The 23,707-nt window shown below is 72.1% G+C and carries 25 protein-coding genes; 5 read left to right on the forward strand and 20 right to left on the reverse strand.

Annotated features, from left to right (window positions below; translation table 11 throughout):
* Positions 1–47: 47 nt before the first annotated feature.
* From ABD875_RS05990 to ABD875_RS06045, 12 genes are all read right to left on the reverse strand, one after another.
* The gene (locus ABD875_RS05990) at positions 48–485 is read right to left on the reverse strand and encodes an acyl-CoA thioesterase (protein ID WP_345172212.1); all 438 of its coding nucleotides are present in this window, start codon (positions 483–485) and stop codon (positions 48–50) included.
* Positions 485–4,039 carry a chromosome segregation protein SMC gene (gene smc / locus ABD875_RS05995; RefSeq protein WP_345172214.1) on the reverse strand — a complete coding sequence of 1,185 codons (3,555 nt, stop codon included), beginning with the start codon at positions 4,037–4,039 and terminating at the stop codon, positions 485–487. Before smc ends, ABD875_RS05990 begins: the two co-directional genes overlap by 1 nt.
* A 115-nt stretch (positions 4,040–4,154) precedes the next feature.
* A complete protein-coding gene (locus tag ABD875_RS06000; RefSeq protein WP_345172218.1) occupies positions 4,155–5,402 on the reverse strand; it encodes an MFS transporter in 1,248 nt (415 codons plus the stop codon).
* Between the two features lie 51 nt (positions 5,403–5,453).
* A complete protein-coding gene (locus tag ABD875_RS06005; protein ID WP_345172220.1) occupies positions 5,454–5,657 on the reverse strand; it encodes a hypothetical protein in 204 nt (67 codons plus the stop codon).
* An 83-nt stretch (positions 5,658–5,740) separates the two neighbouring features.
* A complete protein-coding gene (gene mutM / locus ABD875_RS06010; RefSeq protein ID WP_345172222.1) occupies positions 5,741–6,631 on the reverse strand; it encodes a bifunctional DNA-formamidopyrimidine glycosylase/DNA-(apurinic or apyrimidinic site) lyase in 891 nt (296 codons plus the stop codon).
* Complete coding sequence (gene rnc, locus ABD875_RS06015; protein WP_425576184.1) at positions 6,631–7,440, reverse strand: ribonuclease III; 810 nt, start codon at positions 7,438–7,440, stop codon at positions 6,631–6,633. The genes mutM and rnc overlap by 1 nt, the downstream gene beginning before the upstream one ends.
* Positions 7,382–7,567: a 50S ribosomal protein L32 gene (rpmF, locus tag ABD875_RS06020; RefSeq protein ID WP_243057252.1), complete on the reverse strand. Its 186-nt coding sequence runs from the start codon at positions 7,565–7,567 to the stop codon at positions 7,382–7,384. Before rpmF ends, rnc begins: the two co-directional genes overlap by 59 nt.
* A gap of 45 nt (positions 7,568–7,612) precedes the next feature.
* Positions 7,613–8,146 carry a YceD family protein gene (locus tag ABD875_RS06025; RefSeq protein WP_345172224.1) on the reverse strand — a complete coding sequence of 178 codons (534 nt, stop codon included), beginning with the start codon at positions 8,144–8,146 and terminating at the stop codon, positions 7,613–7,615.
* A 107-nt stretch (positions 8,147–8,253) separates the two neighbouring features.
* Positions 8,254–8,736, reverse strand: coding sequence for a pantetheine-phosphate adenylyltransferase (gene coaD, locus ABD875_RS06030; protein ID WP_345172226.1), 483 nt, complete (start codon positions 8,734–8,736; stop codon positions 8,254–8,256).
* A 2-nt stretch (positions 8,737–8,738) separates the two neighbouring features.
* Positions 8,739–9,326, reverse strand: coding sequence for a 16S rRNA (guanine(966)-N(2))-methyltransferase RsmD (gene rsmD / locus ABD875_RS06035; RefSeq protein ID WP_345172228.1), 588 nt, complete (start codon positions 9,324–9,326; stop codon positions 8,739–8,741).
* Positions 9,327–9,328: 2 nt separating this feature from the next.
* Complete coding sequence (locus tag ABD875_RS06040) at positions 9,329–11,563, reverse strand: ATP-dependent DNA helicase RecG (RefSeq protein WP_345172230.1); 2,235 nt, start codon at positions 11,561–11,563, stop codon at positions 9,329–9,331.
* Between the two features lie 10 nt (positions 11,564–11,573).
* Positions 11,574–13,229, reverse strand: coding sequence for a DAK2 domain-containing protein (locus ABD875_RS06045; RefSeq protein ID WP_345172232.1), 1,656 nt, complete (start codon positions 13,227–13,229; stop codon positions 11,574–11,576).
* Positions 13,230–13,413: 184 nt separating this feature from the next.
* On the opposite strand from ABD875_RS06045, the gene rpmB reads away from it, so the two are divergent.
* The gene (rpmB, locus tag ABD875_RS06050) at positions 13,414–13,599 is read left to right on the forward strand and encodes a 50S ribosomal protein L28 (RefSeq protein WP_181644901.1); all 186 of its coding nucleotides are present in this window, start codon (positions 13,414–13,416) and stop codon (positions 13,597–13,599) included.
* An 84-nt stretch (positions 13,600–13,683) separates the two neighbouring features.
* On the opposite strand, the gene ABD875_RS06055 is transcribed toward rpmB, so the two are convergent.
* The gene (locus tag ABD875_RS06055) at positions 13,684–14,634 is read right to left on the reverse strand and encodes a thiamine-phosphate kinase (protein WP_345172236.1); all 951 of its coding nucleotides are present in this window, start codon (positions 14,632–14,634) and stop codon (positions 13,684–13,686) included.
* A gap of 89 nt (positions 14,635–14,723) precedes the next feature.
* Between ABD875_RS06055 and ABD875_RS06060 the strand changes: the two genes are divergently transcribed.
* Together ABD875_RS06060 and ABD875_RS06065 are read left to right on the forward strand one after the other, a co-directional pair.
* Positions 14,724–14,960, forward strand: coding sequence for an Lrp/AsnC family transcriptional regulator (locus ABD875_RS06060; RefSeq protein WP_345172238.1), 237 nt, complete (start codon positions 14,724–14,726; stop codon positions 14,958–14,960).
* Positions 14,961–14,992: 32 nt separating this feature from the next.
* The gene (locus ABD875_RS06065) at positions 14,993–15,490 is read left to right on the forward strand and encodes a DUF3515 domain-containing protein (RefSeq protein WP_345172240.1); all 498 of its coding nucleotides are present in this window, start codon (positions 14,993–14,995) and stop codon (positions 15,488–15,490) included.
* A gap of 4 nt (positions 15,491–15,494) precedes the next feature.
* Here the strand turns inward: ABD875_RS06065 and ABD875_RS06070 are convergent, their stop codons facing one another.
* Positions 15,495–16,562, reverse strand: coding sequence for a D-alanine--D-alanine ligase family protein (locus tag ABD875_RS06070; RefSeq protein ID WP_345172242.1), 1,068 nt, complete (start codon positions 16,560–16,562; stop codon positions 15,495–15,497).
* 11 nt (positions 16,563–16,573) lie between these two features.
* Complete coding sequence (locus ABD875_RS06075; RefSeq protein WP_345172700.1) at positions 16,574–17,917, reverse strand: UDP-N-acetylmuramoyl-tripeptide--D-alanyl-D-alanine ligase; 1,344 nt, start codon at positions 17,915–17,917, stop codon at positions 16,574–16,576.
* A 32-nt stretch (positions 17,918–17,949) separates the two neighbouring features.
* Between ABD875_RS06075 and ABD875_RS06080 the strand changes: the two genes are divergently transcribed.
* A complete protein-coding gene (locus ABD875_RS06080; RefSeq protein ID WP_345172244.1) occupies positions 17,950–19,011 on the forward strand; it encodes a trans-sulfuration enzyme family protein in 1,062 nt (353 codons plus the stop codon).
* Here ABD875_RS06080 and ABD875_RS06085 read toward each other — a convergent pair.
* From ABD875_RS06085 to ABD875_RS06095, 3 genes are read right to left on the reverse strand one after another with little or no spacing between them, the layout of a single operon-like run.
* On the reverse strand, positions 19,008–19,730 hold the full coding sequence (locus ABD875_RS06085; protein ID WP_345172246.1) for a dienelactone hydrolase family protein: 723 nt from the start codon (positions 19,728–19,730) through the stop codon (positions 19,008–19,010). The two genes, ABD875_RS06080 and ABD875_RS06085, sit on opposite strands and share 4 nt — an antisense overlap.
* Positions 19,727–20,728, reverse strand: coding sequence for an NAD(P)H-dependent glycerol-3-phosphate dehydrogenase (locus ABD875_RS06090; protein WP_345172248.1), 1,002 nt, complete (start codon positions 20,726–20,728; stop codon positions 19,727–19,729). The genes ABD875_RS06085 and ABD875_RS06090 overlap by 4 nt, the downstream gene beginning before the upstream one ends.
* Positions 20,725–21,498 (reverse strand): lysophospholipid acyltransferase family protein, encoded by a 774-nt coding sequence (locus tag ABD875_RS06095; protein ID WP_345172250.1) that lies wholly within the window; start codon positions 21,496–21,498, stop codon positions 20,725–20,727. The genes ABD875_RS06090 and ABD875_RS06095 overlap by 4 nt, the downstream gene beginning before the upstream one ends.
* 60 nt (positions 21,499–21,558) lie before the next feature.
* On the opposite strand from ABD875_RS06095, the gene cofC reads away from it, so the two are divergent.
* Complete coding sequence (gene cofC / locus ABD875_RS06100) at positions 21,559–22,185, forward strand: 2-phospho-L-lactate guanylyltransferase (protein ID WP_345172251.1); 627 nt, start codon at positions 21,559–21,561, stop codon at positions 22,183–22,185.
* 55 nt (positions 22,186–22,240) lie between these two features.
* Here the strand turns inward: cofC and ABD875_RS06105 are convergent, their stop codons facing one another.
* Positions 22,241–22,879: an HU family DNA-binding protein gene (locus ABD875_RS06105; protein ID WP_345172253.1), complete on the reverse strand. Its 639-nt coding sequence runs from the start codon at positions 22,877–22,879 to the stop codon at positions 22,241–22,243.
* 222 nt (positions 22,880–23,101) lie between these two features.
* Positions 23,102–23,707, reverse strand: coding sequence for a 3-isopropylmalate dehydratase small subunit (leuD, locus tag ABD875_RS06110; RefSeq protein WP_345172255.1), 606 nt, complete (start codon positions 23,705–23,707; stop codon positions 23,102–23,104).

Genomic DNA, 23,707 nt, shown 5'->3' on the forward strand with positions numbered 1-23,707 from the left:
CGGGTACCCGCGCCCCCACCGTGCCACACCGGCGGCGAGGTCACGGTTCAGCCACGCAGCAACGGCGTGACTGCGGCCCGGATCACGTCCGGCATCGGGGTGACCGGACGCGCCGGGTCGGTGTTGTCGACGTACACGTGGACGAAGCGACCCTCCGCGCAGGCCTGGTCGCCGCCCTGGAAGAGCCCGACGCGGTAGACCACCGAGGAGGTGCCGACCTTGTCGGCGACGACCCCGACGTCGACCGGCTCGGGGTAGCCGATCTCCGCGAAGTAGCGGCAGCCCACCTCCGCGACCACGCCGATCGCGTCGAGCGCGCGGATGTCGACGCCGGTCGAGACGGCCAACTGGTTGTTGACGACGGTGTCGATGAGCTCGAAGTAGCGGGCGTTGTTCATGTGCCCGTAGACGTCGATGTCGGCCCAGCGGGTGGTGACCTGCTCCCAGTAGACGTACTGGTCGCGGGTCGGCCGCTCGGCGGGCACTAGGCGGACTCGGCTTCGCGCAGGCGCTGGCTGATCACCGCGGAGACGCCGTCGCCGCGCATGGTCACGCCGTACAGCGCATCGCCGACCTCCATGGTCCGCTTCTGGTGCGTGATCACGAGCAGCTGGGAGTTCTCCCGCAGCTCCTCGTAGATCTCCAGCAGCCGGCCGAGGTTCGTGTCGTCGAGCGCCGCCTCGACCTCGTCGAGGATGTAGAACGGCGACGGCCGGGCCTTGAACAGCGAGACCAGGAAGGCCACCGCGACCAGCGACCGCTCGCCACCGGACAGCAGCGACAGCCGCTTGACCTTCTTGCCGGCCGGACGGGCCTCGACCTCGATGCCGGTGTTGAGCATGTCGTTCGGGTCGGTGAGCACCAGGCGGCCCTCACCGCCCGGGAACAGCCGCGCGAACGTCGCGTCGAAGGCCGTGCACACGTCGGCGTACGCCTCGGTGAAGACCTGCTCGACGCGCTGGTCGACCTCGCGAACGATGTCGAGGAGGTCCTTGCGGGTCTTCTTGAGGTCCTCGAGCTGCTCGGTCAGGAACTTGTGCCGCTCCTCCATCGCCGAGAACTCCTCGAGCGCGAGCGGGTTGACCCGCCCGAGCTCGCGCAGCGCGCGCTCGGCGGACTTGAGCCGCTTCTGCTGCTCCTCGCGCACGTACGGCGTCGGCGCGGGCGGCTCCTGGCCCTCCTCGAGCTCGCCGGAGAACGGCACCGGCTGGTCGGGGCCGTACTCCGCCATCAGCGCGGCGGCGTCCATGCCGAGCTCCTCGAGCACCTTCTCCTCGAGCTGCTCCAAGCGCATCCGCTGCTGGGTGCGGGCCATCTCGTCACGGTGCACGGAGTTGACCAGCTCGTCGTGCTCCTTGCCGAGCTCGCGCAGTGTGGTGCGTACGGAGAGCAGCTCCTGCTCGCGGCCGGCGCGGGCCTGCTCCACCGCCAGGCGAGCCTCGGTCGCGCGGTGCACGGAGACCTCGAGCCGGCCGAGCACGTACGCGACGGCCTGGCCGACCGCCTCGGCGGCCCGGCCCTCGCGGATCAGCCGCTCGCGCCGCTCGGCGGCCTTGGCGCGCGCCTCGCGCTCGGCGCGCGCGGCGCGGAGCAGCGAGTCGGCGCGGCCGTGCAGGGCGCGAGCGCGCTCCTCCGACGTCCGCAGCGCGAGGCGTGCGTCCATCTCGCCCTGGCGAGCGGCGCGGGCCTGCTCGACCAGCTGCTCGCGGACCGACGTGTCGGGCTCCTCCTCGGGAGCGTCCTCGGCCGAGGCGAGGCGGGTCTCGAGCTCGGTGAGCCCGGCCACGGCCTGGACCCGGGCCTCCTCGGCCTTCGCGATCGCCTGGGTCAGCCGCTCGGCCTCGCCGCGGGCGGCGCGGGCCTGGGAGCCGTACTGGCCGAGCTCCTCGGCGACCGCCGCGAGCGTGGCGTCGGACTCGTGCAGCTTCGCGAGCGCCACGTCGACGCGCTTCTGGGCCTCGAGCCGCTCGCTCTCGGCGCGCGAGATCTCGAAGCCGAGACGCTCGGAGGCGGCGACCGCCTCGGCGAGCTGCTCGACGGCCTCGTCGACCGCGGCCTGGACCTCGATCAGGCTCGGCTGGCTCGACGAGCCGCCGGCCGCGAAGTGGGTGCCGAGGACGTCACCGTCGCGGGTCACCGCGGTGACGTCGGGGAGGTCGGCGACCAGCGCGCGGGCGGCGTCGAGGTCGTCAACGACGGCGACCTTGAACAACAGCCGCTCCAGCGAGGAGCGCAGCGTGTCGGGGCACTCCACCGCGTCGACGGCGTACGTCGCGTGCGCGGGCAGCGGGGGCCAGTCGCGCTGGGTGTCGGGCGCACCGCCGAGCAGCAGCCCGGCGCGGCCGAGGTCGTCGCCCTTGAGCAGGCCGATCGCGTGGACGGCGGAGTCGGCGTCGGTCACCGCGACCGCGTCGGCGGCGGACCCGAGCGCGTTCGCGACCGCGGTCTCGAAGCCGGAGCGCACGCCGAGCAGCGCCGCGACCGAGCCCATCAGCCCCGAGACCGAGTCGGAGGCCGCGAGCAGCGCGCCGGCGCCGTCCTTGCGGTTGAGGCCCATCTCGAGCGCGTCCTTGCGCGCTGCGAGCGCGGTCCGGTCGCGGTCGGCCTGCAGCGCCTCGTCACGGATCTTGGCGAGCTTCTCCTCGATGGAGTCGAGGGCGAGCACCGCCGCCTCGTGCTCGGCGTCGAGCCCTTCCTCACCGGCGTCGAGGCCGGCGACCTTGGTCTCGAGCGCGGTGAAGTCGCGCTGGGCGCGGTCGGCGCGGGCGACGGCCTCCTCGCGGGCGAGCGTGAGCCGGCCGACCTCGTCGTCGGCGGCTGCGGCCCGCGACTTCAGCGCGTTGACCTGGCCGTGCAGCCGGGCGAGGCCCTCGCGGCGGTCGGCGGCCGCGCGCTGCAGCCCCGCGACGCGGCGGTCCTCCTCGGCGGCGGCGTCCTCGGCGGCGCGGCGAGCGGTGACGGCCTCCTCGAGCGCGGTCCGGTTGGCGTCAACCTCGGCGGCGATCCGCTGCTCCTGCTCGCGGACCTGCTCGGCCTCGGCCTCGAGCTGCTCCGGGTCGCGCCCGGAGCGGACCTCCTCGACCTCGGTGGTGCCGGCGGCGTTCCTGATCCGCTCGTGGGCCAGCGACTGGGTGCCGCGCAGCCGCTCGCGCAGGCCGGACAGCGCGAACCAGGTGTCCTGCGCCTGCGCCAGCGCGGGCAGGTCCTCCCGCAGCGCCGCCTCGAGGCGCGCCTCGGCCTCGCGGGCCTTGGCGATGTCGGCCTCGACCTGCTCGCGGCGCGCGACCAGGATCGACTCGTCGGCCATCTCCTGCTCGAGCGCGGTGTGGGCGGTGACCATGTCGTCGGCCAGCAGCCGGGCGCGGGCGTCGCGGACGTCGGCCTGGACGGTCGCGGCGCGGCGCGCCACCTCGGCCTGACGACCCAGCGGCTTGAGCTGGCGCCGGATCTCGGTCAGCAGGTCGTTGAGGCGGTTGAGGTTGCCCTCGGTGGAGTCGAGCTTGCGGAGCGCCTTCTCCTTGCGCTTGCGGTGCTTGAGGACGCCTGCGGCCTCCTCGATGAAGCCGCGGCGGTCCTCCGGGGTCGCGTGCAGGATCTGGTCGAGCTGGCCCTGCCCGACGATCACGTGCATCTCGCGGCCGATGCCGGAGTCGCTCAGCAGCTCCTGCACGTCGAGCAGCCGGCACGAGTTGCCGTTGATGGCGTACTCGGACCCGCCGGAGCGGAACATCGTCCGGCTGATCGTGACCTCGGCGTACTCGATCGGCAGCGCGCCGTCGGAGTTGTCGATGGTCAGCAGCACCTCGGCGCGGCCGAGCGGTGGGCGGCCGGACGTGCCGGCGAAGATGACGTCGTCCATCTTGCCGCCGCGCAGCGACTTGGCGCTGGCCTCACCCATCACCCACGCGAGCGCGTCGACGACGTTGGACTTGCCGGAGCCGTTCGGCCCGACGATGCAGGTGATGCCCGGCTCGAGCTGGAGCGTCGTCGAGGAGGCGAAGGACTTGAACCCCTTCAGGGTCAGGCTCTTCAGGTACAACGTGCGGCTCCCAGCTCATCGATCCGAGGTACTGAAACGTCGCAGCATCATCGCAGCCGGGCGCGGGGGAAGCTCAGCGAGCCCGACGATACCCGCCCGCACCCCTCCGCGCTGACTAGGCGGGCGCGGGCGCGTCCGCCTCGTCGGCGTGCGCGATGTGGCTGAGCTGGCTCCAGATCAGCACGACGAAGACCGCCGAGCCGACGAACGCGAACCAGAACGGCGCGGTCACGCCCCACTCCCGCGCGATCAGCCCGCCGATCCCGGAGCCGATCACCAGCCCGCCGAAGACGCCGACGAGGTTCACGCTGCCGACCCGGCCCTGGAGCTCGGTGGGCACGGCGCGCTGGCGGATCGTGAGCGACGTCGTGCCCCAGATGAACGCGTGCGCCCCGAACACGAAGAAGATGCACATCGCGACCCAGGCGTGGGTGGTGATCGCCAGGGCGAGCATCGTGAACGTCTCGAAGACCAGGCCGATCCGCATCAGGTCGCCGAGGCTCACGTGCCGGGTGATCCACGGGTACGCCAGCGTCCCGAGCAGCCCGCCGACCGCGGAGACCGTCGTCAGCAGGCCGAAGCCGATCGGCCCCATGTCGAGGCGCTGGGTGGCGTAGAGGACCAGCACCGACCAGGCCGCGCCGAACGTGATGTTGAAGACGAAGATCGTCATCACCAGCGTCCGCACCGCCGCGTTGTGCAGCACCCACCGGAACGCCTCGGCGACGTCGTGGCGCAGGTGCGTCTCCGGCGCGACCTCGCGACGGTGCGGCGCGAGCACCAGCCGGGAGATCAGCACGGCGCCGAGTGCGACCAGGACCGCCTGGGCGGCGAACGGCACGGCGTGGCCGGCCGCGAAGAGCGCCGCCCCGATCGGCGGCCCGGCGAGCTGGTTGACGGTGATGAAGCCGGTCGTGAGCCGCGCGTTCGCGACCGCGAGGTCGTCGCGGTCCACGAGCATCGGCATCAGGGTCCCGGCGGTGTTGTCCGCGAACACCTCCGCCGTGCCGAGCAGGAACATCGCGAGCAGCACGATCCAGATCTGGGCCAGGTCGGCCGCGACCACGGCGGTCAGCAGCACGAGCACGACCGCGCGCAGCAGGTCGACGGTGACGATGATCAGCCGCCGGTCGAGCCGGTCGGCCAGAGCGCCCGCGAGCAGCCCGAACACCAGCGGCGGCAGCCACTGCAGCAGCGCGGCGCTCGCGACCAGCACGGGGTCGTGCGTCATGGACGCGACCAGCAGCGGCCCGGCGGCGAGCGCGATCCCGTCGCCGAGGTTCGAGACCCACGACGACGACAGGAGCCAGCGGAAGCCGGTCCCGAACCGTCGGGGCGCGACGATCTCGACCAGGCTGCTCACAAGGCAGCGAGGCTAGCCGTCCGGGACGGCGTCGTGCGAATCAGGTTCGCGTCAGGCGGGCTGCATCTCCTGCAGGGAGGCCTCGTCGAGAAGGACGGCGGCCTGCGCGGCCGTCAGGTTGTCGTTCTCCTCGCTGAGGCGCAGCACCAGCGCCTCGAGCTCGCCCACGCGCGCACGCAGCCGAGCGTTCTCGGCTACGAGGTTCGCGGGGGTCCGCAGGTCGCTGTTCATGTATCCGATCAGCGCCTTGGCCATGTACGTGCCTTCCAGGGGTCGTGATGGGTCACCGGGGGTGGTGACGGGGCCGTCTTCAAGAGTCCCACCGGGGCTCGCGTTGGTCAATCCGGGACGGGCAAAGCCTGCTTCCCAGGAGTACGCCGCCTCCGCGGCGCGGGCTGGCACACGGGGCAGAAGTACGACGAACGGTTCATGAACGCGACCCGCCGCATCGGCGTACCGCAGCGCTCGCAGGGCTCGCCGTCGCGGCCGTAGGCGTGCAGGGAGCGGTCGAAGTAGCCCGACTCGCCGTTGACGTTCACGTAGAGCGCGTCGAACGACGTGCCGCCCTCCCCCAGCGCCGCGACCATCACGTCGCGGGCGTGGCCGAGCAGCTCGCGCACCTGGGCCGCGGTCAGCCGGTCGCCGGGTCGCTCGCCGTGGATGCGCGCGCGCCAGAGCGCCTCGTCGGCGTAGATGTTGCCGACCCCGGAGATGAGGTTCTGGTCGAGGAGCTGCCGCTTGATCCCCGACGTCCGCTTGCGGACCTTGCGCACGAAGAGGTCGTCGTCGAACTCGGGGTCCAGCGGGTCGCGCGCGATGTGGGCGATCTCCGGCGGCAGGTCGGCTCCCCCGGGCGAGACCGAGAGGCCGCCGAACATCCGCTGGTCGACGAAGCGCATCTCGCGGCCCTCGTCGGCGCCCTCGAGCGAGAACCGGACCCGCAGGTGCCGCTCGTCGGGAGCCTCGGGCGGCTGCACCAGGATCTGGCCGCTCATGCCGAGGTGGCCGAGCAGGGCGTCACCGTTGTCGAGCGGGAGCCAGAGGTACTTGCCGCGCCGGCGGGCCGCCTCGATCCGGCGGCCGGTCAGCGCCGCGGCGAAGCCGGCCGGGCCACCTGGGTCCCGGCGCACCGGACGCGGGTGCAGGACGTCGACGTGGCTGATGGTCGCGCCCAGGACGTGCCGCTCGATCCCGGCCCGGACGACCTCGACCTCCGGGAGCTCCGGCATCAGTTCTTGCGGGAGACGATCTGCGCTGCGATGTCGACGGAGTCGTCGACGCCGAGGCTGGTGGCGATCTCGCCGTACGCCGTCTCCGCGGCGGCCTGCTCGGCCTCCTTCTTGGAGCGGCCCACGCCGTTGCCGTAGAGGCCCTCGCCGACGCGCACCTGGGCGGTGAACGTCTTCATGTGGTCCGGGCCGTCGTCCTCGATGACGTACTCCGGCACGCCGAGGCCGTGCTCGGCGGAGAGCTCCTGGAGCGAGGTCTTCCAGTCGAGGCCGGCACCGAGCGCCGACGCCGCCTCGATGAGCGGGTCGAAGAGCCGGTGCACGACGACGGCGGACGTCTCGAAGCCGCCGCTGAGGTGCACCGCGCCGATCACCGCCTCGACGGTGTCGGACAGGATCGACGCCTTGCCGCGGCCGCCGGTGGACTCCTCGCCACGACCGAGCTTCACGTGGTCGCCGACGCCGATGCCGCGACCGACCTCGGCCAGCGCGCGGGCGTTGACGACCGCGGCGCGCAGCTTGGCCAGCCGGCCCTCGGAGAGGTCCGGGTGGGTCCGGTACAGCGTCTCGGTCACGACGACGCCGAGCACCGAGTCACCCAGGAACTCCAGGCGCTCGTTGGTCGGCAGCCCGCCGTTCTCGTAGGCGTACGACCGGTGCGTGAGCGCGCGCTCGAGCAGCTCGGGGTCCAGCTCCGGATCCCCGAGCGCGGCGCGCAGCTCGGCGTAGTTGGTCAGCGTTCTGACCGGGTCAGAGGACCTGACGACGGTCAGCGCGCGCGCCGTACTGGCCGCACTCGCCGCACGCACGGTGCGGCAGGTGCTTGGCGCCGCAGGCGGGGTTCGCGCACGTCACGAGGCTCGGCGCGACGGCCTTCCAGGCCGAACGACGGTGCCGGGTGTTGCTGCGCGACATCTTCCGCTTCGGGACAGCCACTGTTTTCTCCTCTACCAGGACCGGGATCTCCGGCCGTACGGGGTGCTACTCGGTTGCTTCGGGGTCCTGCTGGTCCTGCGTCAGGGCGGCCAGGCCGGCCCAGCGCGGGTCGATCGGTGCAACGTGGGTGTGGTCCGGGTCGTCCGCCAGGCGAGCACCGCACTCGGTGCACAGTCCTGGGCAGTCGTCCTGACACAGCGGCTGGAACGGTAGTGCGAGCACCACCGCGTCCCGCAACAGGGGTTCGAGATCGACCAGGTCGCCCTCAAGCCTGCTGACCTCGTCGTCCTCGTCGTGAGCGGTCTGGTGCTCGACGTAGACGAACAGCTCCTGGAACCGCGCTTCGATCTCGTCGGAGATCGGCTCCAGGCACCGTGCGCACTCGCCGTCGAGCACGGCGTGCGCCGTGCCCGTCACCAGCACGCCCTCCATGACCGCTTCCAGCAGCAGGTCGAGCTCGACCTGCGAACCTTCCGGGACACCGAGGACTTCGATGCCTAGATCTGCCGGTGCCGGAACCGTCCGCTTCACCTGACGCTGGGACCCCGGGCGGCGGCCGAGCTCGCGGGTGTCGAGCACGAGCGGCGCTCTCGGGTCCAGGCTGCTCAGGGTTCTACTTCCGGTTTCAGGCACAAACAGATCAGCGAGAAGCGTACCGGCCCGGGGTCCCGACCGGCAAAATACGGTCAGGAGCGCTCGGCAAGCCTCGCCGTGAGACGTCCGAGGACCGGCTCGGGCACCAGCCCGGCGACGTCGCCGCCGAGCGACGCGACCTCCTTGACCAGGCTCGACGAGACGTAGCCCAGCGCCGCGGTCGTCGGCACGAAGACGGTCTCGACGCCGGTCAGGTGGGCGTTCATCTGGGCCATCGGCAGCTCGTACTCGTAGTCGTTGCCGCCGCGCAGGCCCTTCACGATCGCCTGGGCGTCGATCTCGCGGCAGAAGTCCACGATCAGGCCGCTGAAGCTCCGCACGCTCACGTGCGGCAGGTCCGCGCACACCTCGCGCAGCATCTCGATCCGCTCGTCGGCCGTGAACAGCCGGTTCTTCGAGGCGTTCACGCCGACCGCGACCACGACCTCGTCGAAGAGCTTCGCGGCACGGCCGACGATGTCGATGTGTCCGTTGGTGACCGGGTCGAACGAACCCGGACAGACCGCTCGGCGCACGGCTACTCCTTGCTGTCGTCGGGGCTCTCGGGGCCGGCGTGACCGTACCAAAGCACGGTCTCGCCGTACCGCTTCTCCCGGCTGGGCACGATGCCGTCGGGCCATCGCGGCTCGGGGCTGCGCACGGAACGCTCGACGACGACGAGGGCGCCCGGCACGAGCCAGCCCTCGGCGGTCAGCGCCAACAGGTCCGCGGCCAGGGCGTCCTCGGAGAGGGGGTACGGCGGGTCGAGGAACGCGATGTCGTACGGCGCACTCGGCGGGCGGCGCAGCGTGCTCGCCACCGGGCCGGCCACGACGTTGGCACGCGCGAACCCGATGGAGCGAGCGTTGTCGGTGATCAGCGCGGCGGTCCTGCGGTCCTGCTCGACCAGCGTGACGACGCCGGCGCCGCGCGACCACGCCTCGAGCCCGATCGCCCCGGAGCCGGCGTACAGGTCGAGGAACCGCAGCCCGTGCAGCGAGCCGCACCAGGACTCGACGGCGGAGAACAGTGCCTCCCGCACCCGGTCGCTCGTGGGACGCGTCGCCGCACCCCGCGGAGTCGCGATCCGCCGGCCACCGGCAACGCCACCGATGATCCGCGTCATCCCTAGGACTTCTCCATGAAGTCAGACTGCACCGACTCCTCGAGCCGGCTCACGGCGGCCCCGAGGTCGCCCGCGCGGGCCAGGTCGGGGTCGGCGTCCAGCAGGGCGACCGCGGCCGCCCGGGCCTCCACGATCGTCTTCTCGTCACGCAGCACCCGCAGAGTCTGCAGGCCCGAGCGGTATCCCGACTGCGATTTCCCCAGAACGTCACCTTCGCGACGCTGCTCGAGGTCGACCCGGCTGAGCTCGAAGCCGTCGGTCGTCTGGGCGACCGCGTCGAGCCGGTCGCGGGCTGGCGAGCCGGGCTCGGCGCGGGAGACCAGCAGGCACAGGCCCGGCAGGCCGCCACGGCCCACGCGGCCGCGCAGCTGGTGGAGCTGGGAGACACCGAACCGGTCGGCGTCGAGCAGCACCATCGCGGTCGCGTTCGCGACGTCCACGCCGACCTCTATCACGGTGGTCGCGACGAGGACGTCGACGTCACCGGCCGCGAAGGCGCGCATCACGGCGTCCTTGTCGTCGGGCGGCATCTTCCCGTGCAGCTTCTCCACCCGCAGGCCGTGAAGCGGGCCCTCGACGAGCTCGGCGGCGACCTCCTCGACCGCGCTGAGTCCGGCGGTCGGCGCGGCCGCGGTGACGGCATTGCCGTCCTCGTCGACGTCGACCTGGTCGGTCTCGCCCTGCTCGTGCTCGTCGCCGGTGATGCGCGGGCAGACGACGTACACCTGGTGGCCCTTCTCGACCTCCTCGCGCACCCGCTCCCAGACCCGGGCGATCCACTGCGGGTGCTCGGCCAGCGGGACCAGGTTGGTCTGGATCGGCGCGCGGCCGGCGGGCAGCTCGGTGAGCGTGGAGGTCTCCAGGTCGCCGAAGACGGTCATCGCGACGGTGCGCGGGATCGGGGTGGCGGTCATGACGAGGACGTGCGGCGGCGTGCCGGCCTTGTCGGTGAGCGCGGCGCGCTGTTCGACGCCGAAGCGGTGCTGCTCGTCGACGACCACGAGGCCGAGGTCGGCGAAGATCACCTTCTCCTCGAGCAGCGCGTGGGTGCCGATCACGATGCCGGCCTCACCGGTCGCGATGCGTGACATCGGCGCGGTGCGCTGGGCCTTGGTCATCGAGCCGGTGAGCAGCTCGACGTTCGTCGCCTCGGCGGCGCCCCCGAGCATCCCCCCGGCCGCGAGGTCGCCGAGCATGGCGGTGATCGAGCGGTGGTGCTGCTGGGCGAGCACCTCGGTCGGCGCGAGCAGCGCCGCCTGCCCGCCGGAGTCGACCACCCGCAGCATGGCGCGCAGTGCGACGAGGGTCTTGCCGGAGCCGACCTCACCCTGGAGCAGCCGGTTCATCGGGTGCGACTGGGCCAGGTCCTCCTCGATCTGGGCGCCGATCTCGCGCTGGCCGGCGGTCAGCTCGAACGGCAGCCGGGAGTCGAACTCCGCCAGCAGCCCGCCACCGCCGGTGCGCGCCCGGGCGCCGAGCTCGCGGACCGTGCGACGCCGCCGGGCCAGCGCCAGCTGCGTGACCAGCGCCTCCTCGAACCGGAAGCGGCGTTGGGCGCTGGAGATCTCGCCGTAGTCGTGGGGGTTGTGGATGCGCTCGAGCGCCGTGTGGACGTCGAGGAGGCCGTACTCGTCGCGCACCGCCTCGGGGATCAGGTCAGGCACGTCGTCGACGACGGTCAGCGCGAACGCGACCGCGCGCTGGATGTCCCACGAGTCGACGCCCTTGGTGAGTGGGTAGATCGGGTAGAACTCGCCGATCTTGTCGAGCGAGAGCTGCGCGGCGTCCTCGTCGGGGTCGCCGAACAGCACCAGCTGCGGGTTCGTGAGCTGCCAGTCGCCGCGGAAGCTCCCGACCTTGCCGAGGAAGATCCCGCGGCGCCCGACGGGCAGGCGGTTCTGGTGCCACTCGCCGATGTGCTTGCTCTTGGCGAAGAACGACATCCGGAACGACGGCCCGTCGGTACGGACGCTCACGTCGAGGCGGTACGCCGGTCGGCCGGTACGCCGGTCGGTGTAGCTGTTGAGCTTGCTGTGCGCGATCTGGCCGACGACGGTGAGCATCTGCCCGTCCTCGAGGTCGTCGACACGGGTCAGCTCGCCCGTCTTGACGTACCTGCGCGGGAAGTGGTGGAGCAGGTCGCCGACCGTGCGCAGGCCGAGACGCTCCTCGATCCCCTCCCGCTTCTTCTTGTGGTCGCCGAGGACCGCGATCACCGGTGAGTCGAGACTGATCAACCGGGCTCCTCTACTCGACGGACACGAGGAGCGGGTACCGCTCCTGGCCACCGTCGTACACCACGACGTCGACAGCGGGGTGGTGCTCCTCGACGTACCCAGCACACCGGGTCGCCAGCGCGCCCTCGGCGTCCTCGGCTCCGGCGACGATCGTCACCAGCTCCCCGCCACCGCCCAGGAGGCGGTCGAGCACGTCGGTGGCGACGTCGTACAGGTCCTCGCCGACGACCGCGAAGTCGCCCGCGACCACGCCGAGCACGTCGCCCGGCTCGCAGGGACCCGCCATCGTCATCGCCTGCCGCGACGCGACGGTCACCGCGCCCTGGCGCGCGTGCCGTGCGGTCGCGGTCATCTCGAGCACGTCCTGGTCGAACGCGCGGCCGGGCTCGTGCACCGCGATCGCGGCGAGGCCGGACACCTGGGCGTGGGTCGGGATCACCGCGACGCGGATCACGCCCTCGAGGTCGGCCTCGGCAGTGCTCGCGGCGATCTGGGCGACCCGGACGGAGTCGGCGTCGTTGGGCAGCACGATCACCTCGGACGCGCCGCACGTCGTGATCGCCTCCAGCAGCTGGCCGGTGGAGGGGCGCTTCCCGGGCCCACCCGGTACGACGATCGCGCCGGCCTCCTCGAACAGCGCGGCCAGCCCCGGGCCGGCCGCGACCGCCACGACCCGGCGGCCCTGCCGGTCGGTGGCCCGTTGCCGGACCTCGGCGATCTGCTCGGCGAAGTGGGTGACGCGGATCCGGTGCGGACGGCCGGCGGCGATCCCCGCCTCGACCGCGGCGCCGACGTCATCGACGTGCACGTGCACGTTCCACAGCCCCTCGCCGCCGACGACCACGAGCGAGTCGCCCAGCGGCGCGAGCGCGCTGCGCAGCGTGGGGATCGCGGCGTCCTCGGCGTCGAGCAGGTACATCACCTCGTACGACGGCCCCTCCGCGGTGAGGTCACCGCTCGGGGTCGTCGGGATCGGGATGCTCCGGCTCCCGAGCGGCGACGTGACCGGGACGGGGCGCCGGCCGGTGAGCACGGTCTCGGCCGCGTCGAGGATCACGCTGATGCCGCGGCCGCCGGCGTCGACGACACCTGCGTCGCGCAGCACCTGGAGCTGCTCCGGCGTCCGCGCGAGCGCCGTACGCGCGCCCTGGGCGGCGGCGGTGAACACGTCGCTCGAGCGCGCGGTCGGAGCCTGCGCGGCCTCGGCGCCCGCCTCCGCGGCTCCGCGGATGACGGTGAGCATGGTGCCCTCGACCGGCTCGCCGACGGCGGCGTAGCTCGCCTCGGTGGCCTGCCGCAGCGCCTCGGCCATCACGTGGGCGCGGCGCTCGTCGGGCGTCGCGTGGACGATCCGCCGGGCGAGCGCGCCGATCATCTCGCTCAGGATCACCCCGGAGTTGCCGCGTGCCCCCAGCAGGGCACCCCGGCTGAACGCCGCCAGCGCCGGCGCGAGGTCGGCCTCGGGGTCACCGCCGGTGGCGTCCCGCACGGCGTCGCGCGCGGCCGACATCGTGAGGTACATGTTCGTGCCGGTGTCGCCGTCGGGCACCGGGTAGACGTTGAGCGCGTCGATCTCCTCGCGCGCCTGCGCGAGCGCGTCCACGGCGATGTCGACGAACCGCAGCACCGCGCCGAGCGTGATGCTCGCGCTGCCCGGAGTGTCCATGCCGTCCTCGATGGTGGAGACTGTGCACCGCGCACCTGCTCGGTGAGTCGAGTGCCACAGGCTAGTGCGTTCGGCTCGATTTTCGAGTGCGCCCGGGCATCGGATACTCTTGTGCGGTTGCCCGCCCGCCGGGCCCCCAGCTTTTCAGTTCAGTTCACATCATCGATTCGTTCAGGAGTACACGGTGGCTGCCGTCTGCGACATCTGCGCCAAGAAGCCCGGCTTCGGCAACAACCGGCCGTGGTCCCGCAAGATCACGAAGCGTCGCTTCGACCCCAACATCCAGCGCGTGCGTGCCAAGGTCAACGGCACCCCCAAGCGCCTCAACGTGTGCACCGGCTGCCTCAAGGCCGGCAAGGTCACCCGTTGATCTGAGCTCTCCCAGCGAGCCCCGACCGTCCTGGTCGGGGCTCGCTGCATTTGAGGCGCTCGCGTCAGCGCCCCTCCGTCGCGGTCAGAAGTGGGTCCAGCCGGTCGGGCCGTCGTACTCGGCACCGTCCACGGTGACGCCCGAGCCCTCCGAGACCGTCCCGATCCGCAGCCACCCGGGAGGTACGGCGAGGGCGTCGGGGAACGTCGCGAGCAGCGGGTGGTCCTCTCCCCCGCCGAGGATGAACTGCATCGGGTCGGCGCCGAGGGCGGCGCCGACGGCCTGGAGCGGCTCGGCGACGTCGAACGCCGCCGCGTGCACGTCGATCGCGACACCGGAGGCGGAGGCGATGTGGCCGGCGTCGGCGAGCAGCCCGTCGGAGACGTCGATCATCGCGGTCGCGCCGGCCTCGGCGGCAGTCCGCCCGGCGTCGTACGGCGGCTCCGGGCGCTTGTAGGCGTCGACGAGGACCTTCGGGGACCGGAAGCCACGGCCGAGAACGGCGAGCCCGCCCGCGGCCCAGCCCTGGCGGCCGCACAGGGCGAGCGTGTCGCCAGGCCGGGCGCCCGAGCGCAGCACCGGCGCCTCGGTGACGCTGCCGAGCACCGTGACCGCGATGACGACCTTGTCGGAGCGGGTCAGGTCACCGCCGACCACGCTCGCCCCGACCAACGAGCACTCCGCGGCGAACCCGCGGGCGAAGTCGAGCGCCCACCGCGCCGGAAGGTCGGCCGGCGCCGCGAGCCCGATGGTCAGCGAGCTCGCGCGACCGCCCATGGCGTTGATGTCGGAGAGGTTCTGCGCGGCGGCCCGGTGGCCGATGTCCTCGGCCGAGGACCAGTCGAGCCGGAAGTGGTTGCCCTCGACCAGCAGGTCGGTCGAGACGACCACGTGACCGTGCCGGACCCGGAGGACCGCGGCGTCGTCGCCAGGCCCGACCAGCACCTGCTCACCCTGCGGGAACAGCGCGACCAGCTCGGCGATCAGACCGAACTCGCCCGCGTCGCCCAGCGTCGCGTCCTGTGGGAACCCCATGGGGACCATCCCACCAGATGCGCACCGGTGGGCCGCACGATAGGTTGGCCGCGACACGAACCCGTGATCCAGACACCAGGGAGAGCTCGATGGTCGTCCAGGCGTACATCCTGATCCAGACCGACGTCGGCAAGGCCGCCGAGGTCGCCACCGCGATTGCTCAGGTCAAGGGTGTCACCCTCGCCGAGGACGTCACCGGTCCGTACGACGTGATCGTGCGCGCCGAGGCGCGCAACGTCGACGAGCTCGGCAAGCTGGTGGTGTCGAAGGTCCAGAACCTCGAGGGCATCACCCGCACGCTGACCTGCCCGGTCGTGCACATCTGAGGGTGTCGCACCCCCGTCGCTCGCGACGCCCCGTGTCCTGGTGGACGCGGGGCGTCGTCGCGTTCGCCGCGGTCACCGTCCTCGCCGGCTGCAGCGGTGGCCCGCCCGAGATCCACGCCGCTGACATGTCGGAGGAGGACGCCGCGGCCTGCCGCGACTTCGTCGCCGCCCTGCCCGACACCCTCGCCGGGCAGGAGTCGGTCGAGGTCGACGGCGACACCGAGTACGGCGCGGCCTGGGGCGATCCCGCCATCGTCCTCACGTGCGGCGTCGAGGAGCCGCGGGAGTTCAGCGACACCTCGACGTGCATCGCGGTGAAGAAGACAGGCTGGTTCGTCCCGGACGACGTGTTCGAGGACATGTTCGAGGGTGACGACACCACCGACGTGCCGATGACCGAGATGAACTACCGCCCGCGCATCCACGTCGAGCTGCCGGGCGAGTACCGGCCCGACGGGTTCCCCAACACCGCGGGCGCGCTGGCCGACCTGATCGAGGCGGACCTCGAGAAGGTCGGCACCTGCCTCTAGGGCGTCAGCGCAGCCCGGTGTCGCGCTCGAGGGCGAGCTGGATCAGCTCGTCGACGAGGTCGGTGTAGGACAGGCCGCTGGCCTCCCACATCTGGGAGTACATCGAGATCGGGGTGAACCCCGGCATCGTGTTGATCTCGTTGAGGACGACCTCGCCCTGCGGCGTCACGAACGTGTCGACGCGCGCCAGCCCCTCGGCGCCGATCGCGTCGAACGCCTGCGCGGCCAGGTCGCGCACCCGCTTGGTGATCTCGTCGGGCAGGTCGGCCGGCGCCTCGGTGCGTGCCTCGGTGTCGCTGAGGTACTTCGCCTCGAAGTCGTAGAAGTCCGCCTGGTCGTGGTCGACGATGATCTCGCCCGGCACCGAGGTGCGCGGCTCGCCGCCCTGGCGCCCGCCCAGCACGGCGCACTCGATCTCCCGGCCCTCGATGCCCTGCTCGACGAGCACCTTCGGGTCGTGGAAGCGGGCCTCCTCGATGGCCTCGACGAGGTCGGACGGTACGTCGACGCGGCGCACGCCCAGCGAGGAGCCGGCGCGCGCGGGCTTCACGAACACGGGGAACGTCAGCCGCTCCTGGATCTCGGCCAGCACGGCGTCCTGCCGGCGCTCCCAGTCCCGCGGCGTGATCGCGACGTACGGCCCGACCGGCAGGCCGTGGCCGGCGAAGACGATCTTCATGTAGTGCTTGTCCATGCCGACGGCGGAGGCGAGCACGCCGGAGCCGACGTAGCGGACGTCCGCGAGCTCGAGCAGGCCCTGGATGGTGCCGTCCTCACCGAACGGGCCGTGCATCAGCGGGAACACCACGTCGACGTCACCGAGCTCGGCCAGCGTGGCGATGGAGGTGCCCGCGTCGGTCGTCACCTCGGGCAGCTTGCTCGAGGTCAGCTCCCAGCGGTCCGCGTCACCGCCGGTGAGCACCCACTGGCCCTCGCGGGTGATGCCGACCGGCAGCACGTCGTACTTGTCGCGGCTGATCGCCTTCATCACGCCCGCCGCGGTCGCCGCGGAGATCGCGTGCTCGCCGGAGCGGCCTCCGAACAGCAGGGCGACGCGGACCTTGTCAGACATGGAACACGAGCCTACGCAAGCGTGGCCGCGACCTCGAAAAGGCGCGCCCCGTTGGATGCCTTGAAGAGAACTGCGTCACCCGGCCGGACGTTCTCCGACAGCCAGGCGACCGCGGCCGCGTTGTCGGCGACGAAGGTGCCGCCGATCTGGCGCGCCGGCTCGCCCACGGTGACGATCTCGTCGATCCCCTGCGCGACGGCGTACTCCCCGACGGCGCGATGCTCGGCCTCCGACGTCTCGCCGAGCTCGCGCATCTCGCCGAGGACCGCGACCGTACGGCGGACCCCGGGATCGGCGCCGATCGTGGCCAGTGCGTCGATCGCGGCCCGCATCGAGTCGGGGTTGGCGTTGTAGGCGTCGTTGAGCACGATCACGCCGGTGTCGAGCTCGTGCAGCTCCATCCGCCATTGGGAGAGCTCCGTGACCTCGGAGAGGGCCGCCGCGACCTGGGGCAGGGTGAGCCCGACCGCGAGCGCGGCGGCGGCCGCGGCGGCCGCGTTGAGCGCCTGGTGCGCGCCGACGAGCCGCAGCGTCACCGGCGCCTGCTGGCCCGAGGCCACGAGCACGAACGAGGGCCGTCCGAGGCGGTCGAGGGTGAGGTCCTCGACGCGGACGTCGGCGTCCCGCTCGGCGCCGAACGTCCGCACCGTGCCGGACGTCCGGGAGGACATCGCCGCGACCCGGTCGTCGTCCGCGTTCAGGACCGCCGTACCGGCGGGGGTCAACGCCTCGACGAGCTCGCCCTTGGCCTGCGCGATCGCGTCGCGGGAGCCGAACTCGCCGAGGTGCGCGACCCCGACGTTCAGCACCATCGCCACGTCGGGAGCGACCAGAGCAGCGAGCTCGGCGATGTGTCCTCGGCCGCGGGCGCCCATCTCCAGCAGGAGGTAGCGGGTCCTCGCGTCGCTGCGCAGCGCCGTCAGCGGCATCCCGATCTCGTTGTTGTAGGAGCCGCGGGTCGCGACGGTCGGTGCGGCGCCCGCGAGCACGGCTGCGAGCAGGTCCTTGGTCGACGTCTTGCCCTGGGACCCGGTCACTGCGACCACCGTCAGGTCGTGGGTGCGCCGCAGCTGGGCGACCACGTGCGCCGCCAGCCGCTGCAGGGCGAGCTGGACGTCCTCGACGACGACGGTCGGCAGCGGCGTCGGCCGGCTGCCCAGCACGGCGACCGCGCCGTTCTCCCCCGCCTGGGCGGCGTGGTCGTGGCCGTCGGAGCGCTCGCCGACGAACGCGACGAACAGCCCGCCCGGCGCCGGCTCGCGACCGTCGATGACGACCGGGCCGTCGACGACCACCGGCTCCTGCGCGCCGACGACCTCGCCGCCCACGACCTCCGAGACCTCGGCCAGCGTCATCGCGATCACGCCATGACCCTAATCTGTGGTCCATGCCCGACAGCAGGAAGCCCGCCACCGTCGCCGTCCACGCCGGACGTCCCGAGCGCAGCCCCGACCAGCCGCTGAACGTGCCGATCAGCATGGCCTCGACGTACGGCGCCGGCGGTGACCTGGAGTACGGCCGCTACGGCAACCCGACCTGGTCGGCGTTCGAGGACGCGCTCGGCGCGCTCGAGGGCGGCCGCTGCCTGAGCTTCGGCTCCGGCATGGGCGCGGTCACGACGGTGCTCGACCTGGTCGGGCAGGACGGGCTGGTCGTCGCGCCGAAGCACTCCTACACCGGCACCCTCCTGCAGCTCGCCGACCTCGAGATGCGCGGCCGGATCCGCACCAAGCTCGTCGACATCACCGAGACCGCGGCCGTGGCGGCCGCGTGCGACGACGCTGCCCTGGTCTGGTTCGAGTCGCCGACGAACCCCGCCCTGGAGGTCGCCGACGTCGCCGCGATCATCGCGGCCGCGCACGAGGCGGGCGCCCGGGTGGTCGTCGACAACACGTTCGCGACCCCGGTGCTCCAGCGCCCGCTCGAGCAGGGCGCCGACATCGTGCTGCACTCGGCGACCAAGTACATCGCCGGGCACAGCGACGCGCTGATGGGCGCGATCGTCACCGCCGACGACGACCTGTACGCCGTCCTCAAGGGCCGCCGCGACCTGCTGGGCACCACGCCCGGCACGCTCGAGGCCTACCTCGCGCTGCGCGGGCTCCGCACGCTCCACCTGCGCGTCGAGCGTGCCCAGGCCAACGCCACCGAGCTGGTCCGACGGCTGGAGGGACACCCGGCGCTCAGCGAGGTCCGCTACCCGGGCTTCGGCGGCATCGTCTCGATCGTGTTGGCCGGCGGCGCGCACCCAGCCGACCTGCTCCCCCAGCACCTGCGGACCTGGCTCCACGCGACCTCGCTCGGCGGCGTCGAGTCGACGTACGAGCGCCGGCGCCGCTGGAACGCCGAGCCGGACACCATCCCCGCCGGCCTGGTCCGGTTGTCGGTCGGCATCGAGGACGTCGACGACCTCTGGGACGACCTCGTGCAGGCGCTCGACGCCGTCTAGCGCAGGACGCGGTCGAAGAGGGCACGCAGCTCGGCGAAGTGCCGCTCGGCGCCGGCCTCGTCGTACACCGACGTGTCGGCCATCGTGTAGCCGTGCCGCGCGCCGGGGTAGATCTCGTTGCGGTGCGAGTGGTCCTGGAGAGCCACCTCGAGGGCCGCGACGTCATCGGGCGTCATGCCGGGGTCGCGGTCGGCGTGCCCGAAGACGTACGCCGCGGTCGATGCGGCGATCGACAGGTGCGGACTGTCGGGGGCATCGGTGACGAGCCCACCGCCGTGGAAGCCGCCGACGGCGGCGACCTTGCCAGGGAACCAGCCCGCAGCGCGGACCGCGAGCCGGGCGCCCATGCAGTACCCGGTGACGCCGATCGGTCCCGGGGAGGCGTGCCGCTCGAGCTCGGCGACCCAGGCGCGGGCGTCCGGCTCCGCGAGGTCAGGGGTGAGCCCGTGCACGCGCTCCATCACGCCGGCGGCGAAGAACGCCTCGCGCGCGCCCGGGTCGCGCAGGTCGCCGGTCGGCGCGAGGTCCGCGGCGCGGCCGTCGCGGTAGAAGACGTTCGGCGCGAGGACGACGTACCCCCACGAGGCGACCCGGTCGGCCATCTCCTCGATCCGCGGCCGCAGCCCGATCGCGTCGACGTACAGCAGGACACCCGGCTTGCCGGGCTCACCGGTCAGGTAGGCCTCGGCGACGCCGGCCGGCGCCTGGATCTCGATCAATCCGTCTCGGCCTTGGTGTCGCGGGCGATGAACGCCTCCATCATGTCCTGCGCGGTCATCCGGCCGTCGACGACGGCGGTGACGGCCTGGGCGATCGGGGCGTCGACGCCGGTGCGGTCGGCGAGCGCGAGCAGCGACGAGCAGGACTTGGCGCCCTCGGCCACCTGGTTGGTCGAGGCGTAGATGTCCGCCGTGGTCATGCCCTGCCCGAGCTTCTCGCCGAACGTGCGGTTGCGCGACAGCGGCGACGAGCAGGTGGCGACGAGGTCGCCGAGGCCGGCCAGGCCCATCAGCGTCAGTGGGTTGGCCCCGAGCGCCATCGCGAGCCGCGCGGTCTCGGCGAGGCCGCGGGTGATCACCGACGCGGTGGTGTTGTCGCCGAAGCCGAGGCCGACGGCCATCCCGACGGCGAGACCGACGACGTTCTTGTAGGCGCCGCCGAGCTCGCAGCCGAGCACGTCGACCGACGTGTACGGACGGAACGCCGGCGAGTGGATCCGCTTCTGGATCATCTTCGCGACGTCCTCGTCCTCGCACGCGACGACGGAAGCGGCCGGCTCGCGGCGCGCGATCTCCGGCGAGAGGTTCGGGCCGCTGACGACCGCGATCCGGTCCGGGCCGGCGCCGGTGACCTCCGCGATGACCTGGCTCATCCGCTCGAGGGTGCCGAGCTCGACACCCTTCATCAGCGAGACGAACACCGCGTCCTTCTCGACGTACGGCGCCCACTGGGTGAGGTTCTCGCGCATCGTCTGCGAGGGCGTGGCGAGCACGACGAGGTCAGCGCCGCGCAGGGCCTTCTCGACGTCGTGGGTGCCGCTGATCGTCGCCGGCAGCTCGATGCCCGGCTGGTAGTCGGGGTTCTCGTGGCGGTCGTTGATCGCGGCGGCGAGCTCCTCGCGACGCGCCCAGAGCGTCACGTCGTTGCCCGCGTCTGCGAGCACGATCGAGAACGCAGTGCCCCAGGAGCCGGCACTGAAGACGGCGACCTTGCTCATGTGGGGTCCTCTCCCGGGATGTTCTTGCGGTGGGGGTTGCCGATCTCGTTCACGCCAGCCTTCTTCGGGTCGAACAGCTCGGCCGGGGCCGGCTCTCCCCGGACGTCCTCGACGAGGCCCTTGATCGCCGTCATGATCCGGTCGGTCGCCTGCGCGATCGTGGCGGCCGATCGCGGCTGCGCGGCGAGGTCGGACAGGTCGATCGGCGCCCCGACCGCCATCCGGATCGGCTTGGGCGGGAACAGGTCGGGCTTCTTGGCGTACGGCGCGAGCAGTGCCTGGGCGCCCCACTGGCCCACCGGGACCACCGGGCAGCCCGTCTCCAGCGCGATCCGCGCGGCCCCGGACTTCCCCACCATGGGCCAGCCCGCCGGGTCGCGGGTGATGGTGCCCTCGGGATAGACCACGACGCACTCGCCGGCGCGGACCGCGGCGACGGCGGCGTCGTACGCACCGGCGGCGTTCTTGCTGAGCCGCTCCACCGGGATCTGGCCCGCGGAGCGCAGGAAGAACCCGAGCAGCTTGTTCTTGAACAGGCCGGACTTGGCCAGGTAGCGCGGCATCCGGCCGTGGTCGTAGACGATGTGCGCGGCCATGAACGGGTCGAGGTGCGAGATGTGGTTCAGCACCAGGATGAAGCCGCCGGTCGCGGGGATGTTCTCGCCCCCGCGCCAGTCCCGACGGGTCGTCAGCAGCAGCAGTGGCTTCACGATGGCGACGCCGAGGGCGAATGCCCACCCGCGCTTCTGCTGGAGCTTGCGTACCGTCACGGACGCAGGTTACTCGGACACCGTGCCGCGTCCGTGGATCGGCCTGACAGGATCAAGCCGATGTCCGCTCCGCACTTCGTGGTCCTCGTACCGGTCAAGCCGCCCGCCGTCGGCAAGTCGCGCCTGCTCGGCCTCGACACCGACGTACGCCGCGCGCTGGCGGAGGCGTTCGCCCAGGACACCGTCGCCGCCTGCCTCGCCGCGACGTCGGTCGCGCAGGTGCTGGCGGTGACCGACGACGCGCGGTTCTCGGCGATCCTCGGCGCGCTCGGTGCGGCCTCCATCCCCGACGGCGTCACCGACGACCTCAACGGCGCTCTCCGGCTGGCCGCGGCCGAGGCGCACCGGCGCTGGCCCGACCTCACGCCGGTGGCGCTGTGCGCCGACCTGCCGTCACTCCGTGCTGCCGATCTCGATGCTGCGCTCGCGCTCGCCGCTCTGCCGCACCCGTGTTTCGTCCCAGACGCCGCGGGCACCGGGACCACGTTGTACGTCGCGGGCCACGACGAGTTCGACCCGCGCTTCGGCCCCGGCTCCCGGGACGCCCATCTCGACGCGGGTGCCCACGAGCTGTCCGACGTCCCGGCGTCCGTGCGGCGCGACGTCGACGACCTCGACGACCTCAGGTCCGCGGTGGCGCTGGGGATCGGCCCACGCACGGCAGCGGTAGCCCCCGGGAACGAGTGACGGGCCGCCACCCCGGTGTGGGGTGACGGCCCGTCGTGGTTCGGACCAGCGAGGGTCAGGCCTTCTTGGCGGCCTTCTTGGCCGGAGCCTTCTTCGCGGGCGCCTTCTTGGCCGGAGCCTTCTTCGCCACGGTCTTCTTGGCCGGAGCCGCCTTCTTGGCGGCCACGGTCTTCTTGGCCGGGGCCTTCTTGGCGGGAGCCGCCTTCTTCGCCGGAGCCGCCTTCTTGGCCGGAGCCTTCTTCGCGGCAGCCTTCTTCGCCGGAGCCGCCTTCTTGGCCGGAGCGGCCTTCTTGGCGGGAGCGGCCTTCTTGGCCGGAGCCGCCTTCTTGGTCGCAGCGGCGGCGGCCTTCTTCGCCGGCGCCGCGGCCTTCTTCGCGGCAGCCGGAGCGGCCGTGATCGTCAGCTTCGGGAGCTTCTTGGCCCCGGAGACGACGTTCTTCAGGTCCGCACCGGCGGTGAACTTCGGAACCGCGGTCTTCTTCGCCTTGATCCGGGCGCCGGTCTGCGGGTTGCGGACCCAACGGGCCTCGCGGACCCGCTTCTCGAACGACCCGAAACCGGTGATGGCGACCTTCTCGCCCTTGGCGACCTCGCGCGTGATCGTGTCCAGCACGGACTCGAGAGCGTGAGCCGCGGCCTTGCGGTTCCCCTCGTAACGCGCGGCCAGCGCGTCGATGAACTCAGACTTGTTCACTGTCTTCCCTTCCAATGAACGACAGGTGGTCGAGCCCGTGCTCGACTTTCTTCAATGCACGCTAGGTAATCGCTGTGCTCGCCACAATCACCACGCCGCGTTTCCCGTGATGTTTTTCCGTTTTCTCAGGACGGGTATTCGCCTCTGTTGAGCGGGTTTCACAACGCACTGAGGGCGAATCCCCAAGCCTGCTTGGGAATTCGCCCTCAGAGAGATGGTTTGTCAGCCGCGGATGGTCACGGCCTTCCACCTGGGCCGATTCGCCTCGTACGACGCGATGTCGGCCTCGTGTCCGAGCGTGATCCCGATGTCGTCGAGCCCTTCGAGCAGCCGCCAGCGGGTGTAGTCGTCGATGTCGAAGGAGTCCTCGATGGCGTCCGGACCCTCGCCGGCGCGCACCGTGCGGGACTCGAGGTCGACGCTGACGGTCGCGCCCGGGTTCTCGTCGAGGTAGTCCCACAGCCGCTGGACGACCTTCTCGTCGACGCGCCCGGTCAGCAGGCCGGCCTTGCCGGAGTTGCCGCGGAAGATGTCGCCGAAGCGCGGCGACAGCACGGCCTTGAAGCCGTAGTTCTGCAGCGCCCACACCGCGTGCTCGCGCGACGAGCCGGTGCCGAAGTTCGGGCCGGCGACCAGCACCGAGCCCGCGGCGTACGCCGGGTTGTTGAGCACGAACGTCGGGTCGTTGCGCCACGCGGCGAACAGGCCGTCCTCGAAGCCGGTGCGCGTCACGCGCTTGAGGTACTCCGCCGGGATGATCTGGTCGGTGTCGACGTCGCTGCGGCGCAGCGGGACCCCGACGCCGGTGTGCGTCGTGAACTTCTCCAT

It is taken from the genome of Nocardioides caricicola (assembly GCF_039541135.1).
GTDB lineage: Bacteria > Actinomycetota > Actinomycetes > Propionibacteriales > Nocardioidaceae > Nocardioides > Nocardioides caricicola.